The sequence below is a fragment of the Nonomuraea sp. NPDC054003 genome, assembly GCF_055585125.1.
Genome location: NZ_JBVJKR010000009.1, coordinates 288,232 through 301,744, shown reverse-complemented (window position 1 = coordinate 301,744; position 13,513 = coordinate 288,232). Strand labels below are relative to the sequence as shown.

The following is a 13,513-nucleotide window of genomic DNA, read 5'->3' as shown; positions in this document are numbered from 1 at the left end:
TGTGTGACCGTACGTACCTGCGCCGCCGTAGCCGCCATCCTCGCCAGCGCCGGATGCGGCGCGTCGCCGTCCGCTGAGCAGCCCGGCTCCGGGCCTCCCGTCAACGTCCATGCCGCCTCGCTCAAAGAGGGCTTCGGCACCATGGAACGGCTGGTCCAGGCGGCCCAGAAGGAGGGCACGCTCACCGTCGTCGGGCTCCCCCGCGACTGGGCGAACTACGGCGAGATCATCGACGCCTTCGCCGAGGAGTACGACATCGAGGTCAAGCAGCTCGAACCGGGGGCCAGCAGCCGCCGGGCGCTCGACACCGCCGCCAAGCTCAAGCCCGACGTGTTCGACCTCACCCTGGAGGAGGCGGTGGGCGCCGGCGGGCGGTTCGCGCCGTACAAGGTGCAGGGCTGGCTCGACGTGCCCGACCACGTCAAGGATCCGGCCGGCGCCTGGTACGCCGCCTACGGCGGCTACATGTCCATCGGGTACGACCCCCGCGCGGTGCCCGCACCCGCCTCCTTCGCCGATCTGGCCAAGCCCGGGTACAAGGTGGCGCTCGACGGCGACCCGCTGCGCTCCCAGGCGGCGTTCTCCGGCGTGATGGCTGCCTCCCTGCGGGCCGGCTCGCCGCAGCCGCAGCAGGGGGTGGCGCTGTTCGCCAGGCTCAAGCAGGCCGGGCAGCTCACCAGTCCGGCCTCCGCCAACACCGTCGTGACCTGGGACCACGTCAACGCCGCCCGCGAGGCCCGTGACTCGGCCGCCTGGAAGGTGGTGATCCCGAGGGACGCCCCGCTCGGCGCCTTCCACGTGCAGGCGATCGACAAGGCCGCGCCGCACCCCGCCGCCGCCCGGCTGTGGCAGGAGTTCCTCTTCTCCGACCAGGGCCAGAACCTGTTCCAGAAGGGGTGGACGCGACCGGCGCGGGGCGAGGCGATGCTCATGCGCGGCACGCTCGACACCGAGCAGGCGAGCAAGCTGCCGAAGGCTCCCGGGCCGCCCGTGCTGCTGACGATCCCGCAGACCGACGCCGGGAAGACCTACGTGAAGAAACAGTGGGCAAAAAGCACGGGGTGATACCGGTGTGATCAGGTATGTCGCTGCGACAAACTGGCTCTAAAGTGAACCGACACTACGGCCACGGGGGCCCGATGTCTCACGATTGAGAGCTGATCGTCTTGCGATATGACACACCGGGCCTGGAGCGGTGGAACAGTCGCGCCTACGACAGCAGCTTCGGCTACGTCTCCACCCAGGGCGCGCCGCTGGTGGACCTGCTCGACCCGCAGCCGGGTGAGCGCGTCCTTGACCTCGGCTGCGGCACCGGCGTGCTGACCGCCCAGATCGCCTTCCGCGGCGCCGAGGTGCTGGGGATCGACGGGTCCTCCGCCATGATCGAGAAGGCGCTCGCCCAGTATCCGGGCATGAACTTCATCGTCGGCGACGCGCACGACTTCACCGTGGCCCGCCCGTACGACGCCGTCTTCTCCAACGCCGCGCTGCACTGGATGAGCCGCGACCCCGACGCCGTGATCGCCAGCGTGCGGGAGGCGCTGCTGCCCGGGGGGCGGTTCGTCGCCGAGATGGGCGGGGCCGGCAACTGCGCCGAGCTGACCACGGCGATGCTGACCGCCTGGCGCGAGCACGGGCTGCGCGAGCCCGAGCTGCCGTGGTACTTCCCCTCCCCCGCCGAGTACGCCCGGCGGCTGGAGTCCGAGGGTTTCGTCGTGCGGCTGCTGGAGTACTTCGACCGGCCGACGCCGCTGGAGGAGTGCCCTGGAGGGGCCGCCGACTGGGTGAGGATGTTCGCGTCCTCGGCGCTCGACGGGCTGGCTCCCGGCCTCGTCGATCCCCTGCTCCGGCGGGTGAACGAGCTCGCGGCGCCCGCGCTGCGCCGGGAGTCCGGCTGGATGGCCGACTACGTGCGCCTACGGTTTGCCGCCGTTCGGCGCTGATGCGTAGTGCAGGATGCGTAGGGCTGTTTTGCCGGACTATGGTCTCTTCAGTGGGTGGCGCGATGATGGCACCGCGACACGGCGTCGCATGGCCCGCGACGGCACGGCGGCGTGAGGGGCTGGTGAACGGAACGGGATGAATTTCTGCCTGAGCGACCTCGTACCACCGTTGAGGTGGAGCGACACGTCCACGATCACGCTGCTCACCGGGCAGCCGGGGCTGCCGGACGCCTGGTGGCGCAGCCTGCCCATGCCGCGGGTGCTCGCGGCCATCGGGCCCGAGTCGCTAGGTGAGCTGCTCACCGAGATCGCCATCGAGCACTGGCCCGCGGCCGCCGTGGGTGACGTGCTGCCGGCGCTGCACATGCTCGACCCGGACGAGGCCGACGAGCCGCACGTGGCGATCGCGCTCGACCGGGCCGGGTCGTGGCCCGGGCTGCTGGCGCTCACCAGCCGGGAGCTGAGGGACCAGCCCTTCGTCCAGGCCCGGCCGGTGCTGACGGCGCTGTTCTCCGCCGCCCTGGTGCGTCTGTCGCCGTCCTCCGGCGCCGCCCTGGGCGAGGGGGCCGCCCGGCCGCTCGTGCGCGAGTCCGCCGGGGAACCCGCGTCCCTCCTCGCCGAACAGCCGGTGGACGAACCCGCGCCCCTCCCGGGCAGCGCCACCCCCAGGGAACTCACCCCCGTCGACGACGCGGCCGAAAACGACCTCCAGGGTGACCCCGCGCAAAAGGACCGAACGCCTCACGGGGACCTCGCCCTTGACGAGGACCGGACGCCTCGCTCGGACCTCGCCCCCGAGCGGGACCATGCGCCTCACGCGGCCCTCAGCCGCGACGAGGACCGGACGCCTCGCGGGGACCGCATCCCAGAAGAGGACTCCGGCAAGGACCGCGCTTCCGAGGAGGACCGGGCGCCTCGCGCGGGGCTCAGCCCCGACGAGGACCGCGCCTCCAGCGAAGAGCACGACCTCGCGGACCGGGCTGGCGCCGACGCGGCCCGTACGGACGGCGACACCGCCGATGACGAGCGACCCGAGGCGGCACAGGTCCCCACGTCCCACAAGGAGCTCGCCTCCGTAGACGGCGACACCGCCGACGAAGAGCATCCCGAGGCGGCGCAGGTCCCCACGTCCCACAAGGAGCTCGCCTCCATAGACGGCGACGCCCCCGACGGGACGGAAACCCCCGAAGAGGACCTCCAGGGCGACCCCGCACAGGAGCCCCGAGCGCCTCGCGAGGGCCGCGCCCTCGACGAGGACGGGGCTCCTCGTCCGGGCCTCGCCTCCGACAAGGACCGAGCGCCTGGCGCGGACCTCGCGCCCGACGAGGGCCGAGCGCCTAACGCGAACCTCAGCCCCGACGAAGAGCAGGCGGCTCGCACGGACCTCGGCTCCGACCCGGAGCAGGCGGCTCGCACGGACCTCGGCTCCGACCCGGAGCAGGCGGCTCGCACGGACCTCGGCTCCGACGAAGGGCGCGACTCCGTCGAGGGGCGCGTCTCCGATGAGCGCGGCTCCGGTGAAGAGGGTGTGGCGGGGCGCGAGCTTGCTCCTGTTGGCGCCGATCTTCAGGACGGTGACACCGCCGACGACGAGCGGCCCGAGGCTGCCGAGGAAGGTGGCGACTCCGGTGGGGCGGAGACGCCGGAAGGCCGCCGGGAGGATGCGGCTGAGGAGGGCGTCGCGCCGGGGTTCTTCGCTGTGCAGGGCTCGGATGGGCGGCAGGAGGAGGCCGGTGGGGAACCGGTGGAGGCCGCCCCTGGGGCTCCGGAGGAAGACTCGGATCTGCCGCAGCTCATAGAGGCCGCGTTCGCCCATCTTGACGACAAGAGCTGGGCGGTCGCCCAGAACCGGGTGTTCACCGACCAGCCGTCGGCCGTGGACCAGCTCGCCAAGCTGTTCGCCGTGGCCCCCGCCGAGATCACCGCCACCGAGGACCGGCTGCGCGCCATGCTCGACGAGTGGCTGGCCAGCGACGAGGCCGCCCCGTACCGGGCGCACCTGGAGGAGCTGCGGGAGAAGATCGGCCCGTCCGCTCCCAAGGAGCGCCTGATCAAGGCCGCCGACTGGCACGGCAAGGAGATCAAGGCACTGGAGGTGCCCGCCTGGCAGTTCGTGCTCGCCACGCTGCCCGACCGGCCGCTGCCGCAGCGCTCGCCGGCGTCGCCGTCGGCGTTCAGCGCGCCGTACGGCAAGCTGCCCGAGCCGCCGCCCCCCGCCTTCGCCCCCAAGCCAGCCCCGAAACCAGTACCGAAGCCGGTCCAGAAGCCGGCCCCGACGGGGCTGCCGCCCGGGTTCATGCCGCCCGATCCGGTGCCGTCGCAGTTCCAGGCGTTCGCCCCGGCGGTGCCGGTGCAGAGCGAGGAGAACGGCGCGGCCGGCAAGCCGTACCAGCCGCTGAAGGACGTCTCCCAGACCAGGCGCTGCTTCCGCCAGCCCGACGGCCGGTGGTGGCTGCGCGTGGACGTGACGGCCGAGCAGCTGAGCGGGGGCGAGTGCCCGCTGCCGACCGGGTTCGCCGCGTACCTGGGGCTCTCGCCGGGCGAGAGCAAGGCGGCCAGGAGCGCCGCGGGCGAGCTGACCATGACGTGGCACGGCCGGCCGGTGCTGGAGTCGATCGACAGGCTGCTGGCGGACGTCGGCGCGAAGGAGGGCGGTCACCTGTTCCTCACGCTGTCGGACGAGGGCGTGCTCCGGGCCCGGCACCTGCCGGTCGCCGCGGCCGGCGCGGAGAAGATCACCAAGGCGCTCCGCCTGGTCGGCTACACGGCCCCGGGCGGCACCCGCGACCAGGCGGCGCGGGTGATCGCGACGAGGATCGGCATGACGGGCCCGGTGAAGCTGCCGGACCTGCTCACCAGGCTCCGCGAGCGCGGGGACCGCGACCTTCTCCAACTCCTGGACTGATGCGGTGCCGCGGCTCGCGATCGGCCCTGAGGTTCCCAGGGAACTCGGCGCACTGGCACAGCCGGTGCGCCGAGACGCCGTGGTCGCGCTGCGGCGGTTCCTGCTGAACGTGTCGGGCGCCCCGCATCCCGAGTCGGTCAGGGGCGCCAGGGACCCCCGGGTGGCGACTCTCCGGCTCGCCGGGGGGCGCCGGGGGGTGGTGGTGCGCCGGCGGGACGTCTACTGGCTGCGCACCGTGCTGCCCGACCCCGAGGCCTGGTCGTACGCCGCACGGCACCGGTACGGGATCAACCCGGTGCTCGGCGTGGTCGAGGAGTGGGACGCCGAGGCGCTGGAGCGGGTCGAGCCCGCGTTACGCCGGTCGGCGGGCGTCGCGAGGCTGTTCGACCCGATCTGCGACGGCGACCTGCTGGCCCTCGGCATCGACGTGCACGCGCTGCCGCTGGTCCGGCTCATCACCACCGAGGCGGACGTGGCCGCGCTCGAGCCGCTGCTGCCGCCCACCCAGTACGTTCCGCTGGCGGTGCTGGCCAGGGGCGGCACGCTGGCCGAGGCGTGGCGGGAGCTGGACGGCTGCCGCGCCTTCGACGAGGACCCCGAGGAGCCGGTCGACGCCGAGGACCTCCACCAGGCGCTGCTGCGCAGCCCTGACCGGGCCGCGTTCGCCGCCGACAAGACGGAGCTGGACCGGCTGCTGACGGCGCCCGAGTGGTGCGTGTTCCCGCATCCGCCGCAGCACCGGCTGTCCAGGGCCCGTTACGACCATCCGGTGCTGGTGGTGGGCGGGGCCGGGACCGGCAAGACGGTGCTCGCGCTGCGCCGCGCCGCTCACCTGGCCGCGCACGGCAGCGGGCCGGTGCTGCTGGTGACGTTCTCCCAGGGGCTCTGCGACGAGCTGACCGGCCGGCTGGACCAGCTCGTCCAGGACGAGCCGATGCGCAAGCGCATCGAGGTGGACAACCCGGAGCGGCTGGCGATGCGCATCGTGGCCCAGGTGGAGGGCCGCCGCCCGGCGCTGGTCGGGCCGGGCGCGCGGACCATGGACGAGCTGATCGACGAGGCGCTCCGGCTGCTGTCGAGGACCACGGGAGATCTGCTCGACGACGTCGAACCCGGGCGCAAACCGTACCGGCACATCGTGGTGGACGAGGCGCAGGACGTCAGCCCCGCGCAGTGGCGGCTGCTGCGGGCGGCGGCGCCGCGCGCGGCGGACGACCTGTTCATCGTCGGCGACCCGCACCAGCGCGTCACCGACACGCGGGTCGCGCTCGGCGCCGTCGGCATCCCGGCCGTCCAGTACACGCTCAAGGTCTCGCACCGGCTGCCGCAGGAGCTGCTGACGTTCGCGGTCCGGCTGCGCGGCGGCGGGCCCGCCGACGGGCTGGTCAAGGGCATGTCGGCGCTGTACGGGTTCCGGTCGGGGCGGTTCGGGCCGCGGCCGGTGGTCCGCGCGTACGAGAGCGAGGAGGCGGAGCTGGCCGGCCTGGAGCGCACCGTCGCCGACTGGCTCGACGAGGGCGTGCCCGCCGACCGGATCGCGGTCGGGGCGCGCAACCAGGGGCTGGTACGGGCCGCCAAGCGGGTGTTGCGGGACGTTCCGGTACGGGTGTCGACGTTCGCCAACCTCAAGGGGCTGGAGTTCGACAGGGTGGCGCTCATCGGCGTGGCCGAGGGGGTCGTGCCGGAGCGCCCTCCCGACGATCCGGGCGCCCGGGCCCGCGCGCTCCAGCGGGAACGGAGCATGCTGTTCGTGGCGTGCACCCGGGCCCGGACGATGCTCTACATTTCGCATTCCGGAAGAGGTAGCCCTTTTCTGTCCTTCTGATCACATAGTCTGAACTGCGGATATCTATCGTTGCCGGTTGGACCCCAATGAACCTCAGTCTGAGCGACATCGCGCCACCACTGCGCTGGACCGCACCTGGCCAGATCGCACCGATCGCGGAGGAGCCACAGCTGCCCGAGGCATGGTGGCAGGCGATCCCGCTCGACCGGGCGTGCGCCATCGTGGGCACGCAGGTCGTGGCGGGCCGCCTCGCCGACCTCGCCGTGGCCTTCTGGGGGCATCTGGTGCTGGGCGACATCCTGCCGCTGCTGCGCTTCTCCGACCCCGCCGAGGCCGAGCGGACACCCGAGACGCTCGGCAAGGACGTGGTGCAGAAGCTGTTCGGCGGCGTGCTCGACCGGCTGCTCGAACCCGCGGCAGCGGTCGCCGCGCCCGTCCAGCAGGACAAGCCGCTGCCTGAGCTGGTCGACGCCCTGTTCGCGGCGCTGGACGAGCGGCAGCGGGCCATCGCCCGCGACCGGCTGTACGCGGCCGACCGGGCCACCCTGGACGAGCTGGCCCAGCGCTTCTCGGTGACCAGGGAGCGGATCCGGCAGATCGAGCGCGACCTGCGCGACCACGTGGAGCTGTGGCTCGCGGGGCCGGAGGCGGCGGCGCTGGTCGCGCACGTCACGTGGCTGCGCGGCCGGCTCGGCTCGGCCGCGCCCGCCGACGACCTGACGGCGGCCGTGCCGTGGCACCGCGCCGAGCTGCGCACGCTGGGCATCCCGGCCTGGCGGTTCGTGCGCACGCTGCTGACGGGCTACGAGCAGACCGACGGCTGGCTGATCGCGGGCGGCGCCGACGACCTGCGGGAGAAGACCCGCCAGCTGTTCGCCGACGGGCCGCACCCGCTCGCCGAGGCGGTGACCATGGTGACCCAGCTCGGCGTCCGCGAGGACGTGGCCGAGCGGTGGATACTCGCCGTGCCCCAGCTGCGGCTGCTCGACGGGCACGTGGTGCCGTGGCCGCGCAGCATCAACGACAAGGCGGAGGCGGTGCTGGCCGTCTCCGGGAAGCCGATGTCCCCGGAGGAGATCCAGGAACGCATCGGCGAGGACTACAGCCTCGTCGGCATCCGCAACCAGCTCACCGCCGACGACCGGTTCCTGCGGCTCGACAGGAACAAGTACGGCCTGACCCGCTGGGGCGGCGACCAGTACCTGGGCATCCGGGAGATGATCGTCAGGGAGATCGAGCGGGCCGGCGGCGAGGCCCCGGTCAGCACGATCGTGGCCAACCTGACCTCCCGCTACGACGTCAGCGAGAGCTCGGTGCGCGCCTACTCGGGCGGTCCCGGGTTCGAGCGCAGCCAGCGCGGCTGGATCCGGGTGGCGGGCACCTCGCCCTCCGGGGAGGCGGGCGCTTACCAGCCGCGCAAGGACGTCTCGGAGACCCGGCGCAGCTTCCGCAGCCGCGACGGGCGCTGGTGGCACCGGGTGGACGTGAACGCCGAGCACCTGCGCGGCTCCGGCTCGCCGCTGCCGACCGGGTTCGCCGCGCACCTGGGCATGGCGCCTGGCGGGTCGCTCACCGCCTCGACGTCCTCCGGCGACGTGGTCATCAGCTGGCACAACCAGCCGACGATGGGCTCGATACGCAACGTACTCGCCGACTTCAAGGCGAGCGAGGGCGACCACGTGTTCCTCACCGTCTCCGACGGCGGCGAGCTGCTCACCCGCTACCTGCCGGCCGCCCCTCCCGGGATGCCCGCGCTGAACCGGGCCCTCTACCTCATCGGCTACACCGCGCCGGTGAACTCCGAGCTGGAAGGGCTGCGGCTGATCGGCGCGCGGGTGGGGCTGCCCGAGACCGCCACCCGCGAGGAGGTCCTCGCCCGGCTGCGCGAGCGGGGTGACCGCGACATCCTCGGCTTCCTGGGGAGATGACGGCTAGGGTCGAGGCATGCTGCGGATCTACGACACGCTGACCGGGCAGGTCGAGGAGATCGCGCCCGCCCGGGGGCTGCGGATGTACGCCTGCGCGCCGCCCGTCCACCGCCGGGCGAACCTCGGCGACCTGCGCCCGGCGCTGCTGTCCGATCTGATCCGCCGGGTCCTGGAACGGCATCGGGTGCGCATGGTGGTCTGCCTGGGCGTCGACGACGTGGGCTGCCCGGTGGAGAGCGCTCGGGCGTACGAGGAGGCCTCCGCCCGCGACGCGGCGGCGCTCAACCTGCGCTCGCCCGAGCTGTCCCCGCGCGCCGCCGAGCACGCCGGCGAGGTGGTCGAGCTGGTCGCCGCGCTGGTCGAGCGCGGTCACGCGTACGCGGCCGACGGCGGCTGGGTGTTCTTCGACTCCGCCGGCTCTCCCTCGTACGGCGAGCTGTCCGGGGAGAAGGACCCGAACGGCGGGGATGGATTCCCCCACGACGGGGAGCGGTCCCCGCACGACGGCGGGGATGGATTCCCCCACGACGGGCCGGAGCGGCGGCGCCCGGCCGACTGGGCGCTGTGGCGGCCCGCGGACGGCGAGGCGGCCTGGGACTCGCCGTGGGGGCGCGGAGTGCCCGGCCCGCACGTCGCTTGCTCGGCGATGTCGTCGCGGCGGCTGGGCGACCGGGTCGACATCCAGACCGGCGGCACCGAGCTGATCTTCCCGCACCACGAGGCCATGCGCGCCCAGTCGGACGCGGCGGCCGGGCACGAGGTGGTCCGCCGCTGGGCGCACAGCGCAGGGCTGGCGCCGAGCGGCAGTGCGCCCGGTCCCGACGGGGTGACGCCCGGCGACGGGCCGCGGGAGCTGGCCGAAGTGGCGGAGGCCGGGCTCGACCCGCTGGCGGTGCGGTTGGCGTTCCTGCGGCACCACTACCGCGGCCCGCTGGACCTCACCTGGGACGTCCTGCGCGCCGCCGACGGCACCCTGCGACGCCTGCGCGCCCGGGTGGCCGAATGGTCGGAGTCGCCGAGCGCGCCGATGGCCGCCGCGTACGTCCAAAGGGCCGAGTCCGCGCTGGACGACGACCTCGACACCCCTGCCGCGCTGCGTGTCCTGGAGGAGCTGGAGCGCGACGACGCGGTGCCGCCGGGCGCGAAGTTCGAGTCGTTCCTGCACCTGGACCACGTCCTGGCTCTCGACCTGCCCGCCGACATCGGCAAGCCCCGGCCCTGAGCGGGCGGCCCGTCGCGGTGTGAGGTCGGGCGGACGGCATGGCAGGAGCCGTCCGCCCGGGATGGCGCCGTCCTGGTGCGGGGGTGTGGACGGTAGCGCGCCAAGCGAAACGATAGGCAGATCTCGGGTTGCATCTGGGTTGCGAGGTACCTCCCGGTGCGTGGAGGAAAACGCGGTGTGACGGCGGCGAGAGGAGTCGGCGGGGGCTGCCAAACTGGGTGCCAGCCCGGGGAGTATGGAGGTTTTCGTGAGGTTGAGGCCGTACGCGTGGATGCCGGGGCCGCTGCGGTGGTTCGCGCGGGTGGTTACCGTTCTCCTGGCGATCGCGCTGGTGCTCGCGGCGGTGCTCGTGGTCACCGTGCGGCAGTCGTTCCCGCAGGTGGAGGGTACGGTGCGGCTCCCCGGCTTAACCGGGAATGTGGAGATTTATCGTGATAAATACGGAATCCCGCACATCTACGCCGACACCGCCGAAGACCTCTTCATGGCCCAGGGCTTCGTGCACGCCCAGGACCGCTACTGGGAGATGGACTTCCGCCGCCACGTGACCGCCGGCAGGCTCTCCGAGCTGTTCGGCGCGACGACCCTCGACAGCGACAAGGCCATCAGGACCATGGGCTGGCGCAAGGTGGCCGAGCAGGAGCTGCCCGAGCTGACCGAGCGCACCAGGCGCTTCCTCGACTCCTACGCCAAGGGTGTGAACTCCTGGACCGCCGCCAACCCCAACGCCTCCGACCGCAGTCTCGAATACTCGATTCTCAAGGCGCAGAACGGCGCATACGACCCTGAGCCGTGGACCCCGCTCGACTCCGTGGCCTGGCTCAAGGCCATGGCCTGGGACCTCCGCTCCAACCTCGAGGACGAGATCGACCGCGCCCTGGCGCTCACCGCGCTGCCGCCGGAGCGGGTGGCCCAGCTCTACCCCGGCTATCCGTACGACGAGCACGAGCCGATCGTCACCCGGGGCACGATCGACCGGGAGCGCTTCGACCAGACCGCCGAGCCTCGCACCCGGCAGGACACGCGGACCGGCGCGCGGGCCCTCGCCCAGGCGGCGCGGGCGCTCGACGCGGTGCCCAGCACGATCGGCGCGACGGACCGGGAGGGCATCGGCTCCAACTCGTGGGTGGTCTCCGGCGAGCACACGAAGAGCGGCAAGCCGCTCCTGGCCAACGACCCGCACCTGTCGGCGCAGTTGCCCTCGGTCTGGTACCAGGTGGGCCTGCACTGCCGCGTGCCGAGCGAGGCGTGCCCGTACGACGTGACCGGGTTCTCGTTCTCGGGCGTCCCCGGCGTGATCATCGGGCACACCGACAAGATCGCCTGGGGGTTCACCAACCTGGGTCCCGACGTGGCCGACCTGTTCCTGGAGAAGGTCGACGGCGACACGTACCTCTACCAGGGCGAGCAGGTCCCGCTGGAGACCCGTCAGGAACGGATCGAGGTGGCGGGCGGCGCCCCGGTCACCATCACCGTCCGCAGCACCCTGCACGGGCCGCTGGTCAACGAGGTCATGGGCGCGGTGGAACCGAGCGGCGAGGCCAACGCGGTGGCCCTGTCGTGGACCGCTCTCATGCCCGGCCGCACCGTCGACGCGATCTTCGAGCTGAACCAGGCGGGCGACTGGCACGAGTTCCGGGCGGCGGCCGCGCTCTTCGAGGTGCCCGCGCAGAACCTGGTCTACGCCGACACCTCGGGCACCATCGGCTACCAGGCGCCCGGCCGCATCCCCGTGCGCAAGTCGGGCGACGGCACCGTGCCCGTGCCCGGCTGGACCGGCGAGTACGACTGGAACACCGCGCCCATCCCGTACGACCAGCTCCCGTCGGTGCGCAACCCGGCGGAGGGGTTCGTTGTCACGGCCAACAACGCCGTCATCGACCCCCGGCGCTACCGGCCGCACCTGACGGAGGACTGGTCGTACGGATACCGCTCGCAGCGCATCCTCGACCTGCTGCGCGAGGAGATCGGCAAGGGCCAGGTGGACGCCGCGACGATGGCGCGCGTCCAGCGGGACGACCGCAACCTGTTCGCCGGGACCCTGGTGCCCTCGCTGATGGCCGTGGACCTGGCCGGGCCCGCCAAGGAGGCCCGCGGGCTGCTCGACGGCTGGGACGGCGCCCAGGACGCGGGATCGGCCGCCGCGGCGTACTTCAACGCGGTCTGGCGGCACCTGCTGGAGCTGACCTTCCACGACGAGCTGCCGGAGGGCGCCAGGCCGAACGGGGGCGACCGCTGGTACGAGGTCGTCGCCGGGCTCCTGCGCGACCCCGACGACCCGTACTGGGACGACACCCGCACCGAGGGGATCACCGAGCGGCGCGACGACATCCTGCGCCAGGCCATGGCCTCGGCCTTCCAGGAGCTGTCGGACCTGCTCGGCGACGACGTGAAGGCGTGGCGCTGGGGCGACCTGCACGGGCTGAAGCTCACCCACGGCTCGCTCGGCACCTCGGGGATCGCGCCGATCGAGGCGCTGTTCAACCGGGGGCCGCTGGCCTCGGCGGGCGGCAAGGACGCGGTGAACGCCACCGGCTGGAACGTGCTGGAGGGGTACGCGGTCACGACGGTGCCGTCCATGCGCATGGTCGTGGACCTGGGTGACCTGGACGAGTCGCGGTGGATCAACCTGACGGGCGCGTCGGGGCACGCCTTCCACGAGAACTACTGGGACCAGGCGGAGCTGTGGGCCAGGGGCGAGATGCTGCCGATGCGCTCGGACGCGGGCTCGGTGACCAAGGCCGCCGTGCACACGCTCCGGCTCCGCCCCTGACCGTTCAGGTGGCGAAGGCGCGCGACTCGCCCACGGCCAGGTCCCACAGACACTCGCGGGGCAGGCCGTGGGCGGCCCACTCCTCGCGGATCCACTCCAGGGGCCGCAGCAGCGGCTCACCGGACAGCACGAACGTGCCCCAGTGCATGGTGGCCATCCGGTGCGCGCCCACGTCCAGGAAGGCCCGTACGGCCTGCGGCGGGTCGACGTGGGCCGGCTCCATCGCCCACGGCGGCTGGTAGGCGCCGACCGGCATCAAGGCCAGATCCAGGCCGGGGTGGCGGGCGCCGATCTGGGCGAGCCGCTCGCCGTAACCGGTGTCGCCGGCGAAGTACACCGACCCGCCGATCACCCACCCGCCCCACAGCGTCTTGCAGAAGTCGAAGAGCGTGCGCCTGCTCCAGTGGTGGGCGGGCACGAACTCGAAGCTCACGCCGCCGACGGTGGCCGACTCCCACCAGTCCAGCTCGATCACCTCGGTGAAGCCGCGATCGGTGAACCACTTCGCGAGCCCGGCAGGCACGAGCATCGGCGTCGTCCTGGGCAACCGGCGCACGGTGGGCCAGTCCAGGTGGTCGTAGTGGTCGTGGCTGATGACCACGGCGTCGATCGGCGGCAGGTCCTCCCAGTCCAGGCCGGGCATGCTCACGCGGGCCCGCACCCCGGGGATGCGCCGTGACCACACCGGGTCGGTGAGGATCGACAGTCCGCCCGTCCGGAGCAGGTAGGTCGCGTGCCCGACCCACGTCACGGACGTCTCCCCCCGCGCGACCGGGGGCAGTTCGCCGCCCGCCACGGGGATGCGGGCGGCCTCGCTCAAGTCAGGGGGGAAGGCGGTGTGCCAGGCGATGCTGAGCACCTCCCGCAGCCCCGACGGGGTGTCGGTGAGGCGGTCACGATAGCTCTCGGGTCTCTTCGGAGCACGGATGATCTGCGTCATGGAGATCCCCTGCCCC

At 72.9% G+C, this 13,513-nt stretch carries 8 protein-coding genes; 7 read left to right on the top strand and 1 reads right to left on the bottom strand.

The annotated features are described in order from the left end of the window. Window positions 1-3 precede the first annotated feature (3 nt). The 7 genes from ACZ6YG_RS25130 to ACZ6YG_RS25100 all read left to right on the top strand — a co-directional run bounded on the left by ACZ6YG_RS25130 (window position 4) and on the right by ACZ6YG_RS25100 (window position 12,557). On the top strand, window positions 4-1,065 hold the full coding sequence (locus ACZ6YG_RS25130) for an ABC transporter substrate-binding protein (protein ID WP_466019353.1): 1,062 nt from the start codon (window positions 4-6) through the stop codon (window positions 1,063-1,065). Between the two features lie 101 nt (window positions 1,066-1,166). Continuing rightward, complete coding sequence (locus ACZ6YG_RS25125) at window positions 1,167-1,943, top strand: class I SAM-dependent methyltransferase (RefSeq protein WP_219543998.1); 777 nt, start codon at window positions 1,167-1,169, stop codon at window positions 1,941-1,943. 136 nt (window positions 1,944-2,079) lie between these two features. Next, the gene (locus tag ACZ6YG_RS25120; protein WP_466019352.1) at window positions 2,080-4,848 is read left to right on the top strand and encodes an MSCRAMM family adhesin; all 2,769 of its coding nucleotides are present in this window, start codon (window positions 2,080-2,082) and stop codon (window positions 4,846-4,848) included. A 4-nt stretch (window positions 4,849-4,852) separates the two neighbouring features. Further along, the gene (locus ACZ6YG_RS25115) at window positions 4,853-6,673 is read left to right on the top strand and encodes a UvrD-helicase domain-containing protein (RefSeq protein WP_466019351.1); all 1,821 of its coding nucleotides are present in this window, start codon (window positions 4,853-4,855) and stop codon (window positions 6,671-6,673) included. Window positions 6,674-6,720: 47 nt separating this feature from the next. Beyond that, window positions 6,721-8,562, top strand: a complete 1,842-nt coding sequence (locus tag ACZ6YG_RS25110) for a sigma factor-like helix-turn-helix DNA-binding protein (protein ID WP_466019350.1) — start codon at window positions 6,721-6,723, stop codon at window positions 8,560-8,562. A gap of 16 nt (window positions 8,563-8,578) precedes the next feature. Further along, window positions 8,579-9,784, top strand: coding sequence for a cysteine--tRNA ligase (locus ACZ6YG_RS25105; RefSeq protein ID WP_466019349.1), 1,206 nt, complete (start codon window positions 8,579-8,581; stop codon window positions 9,782-9,784). A 271-nt stretch (window positions 9,785-10,055) separates the two neighbouring features. Then, entirely contained in the window at window positions 10,056-12,557 is a 2,502-nt protein-coding gene (locus ACZ6YG_RS25100) for a penicillin acylase family protein (protein WP_466019390.1), read from the top strand. Between the two features lie 4 nt (window positions 12,558-12,561). Here the strand turns inward: ACZ6YG_RS25100 and ACZ6YG_RS25095 are convergent, their stop codons facing one another. Then, complete coding sequence (locus ACZ6YG_RS25095; RefSeq protein WP_219544003.1) at window positions 12,562-13,497, bottom strand: MBL fold metallo-hydrolase; 936 nt, start codon at window positions 13,495-13,497, stop codon at window positions 12,562-12,564. Window positions 13,498-13,513 lie beyond the last annotated feature (16 nt).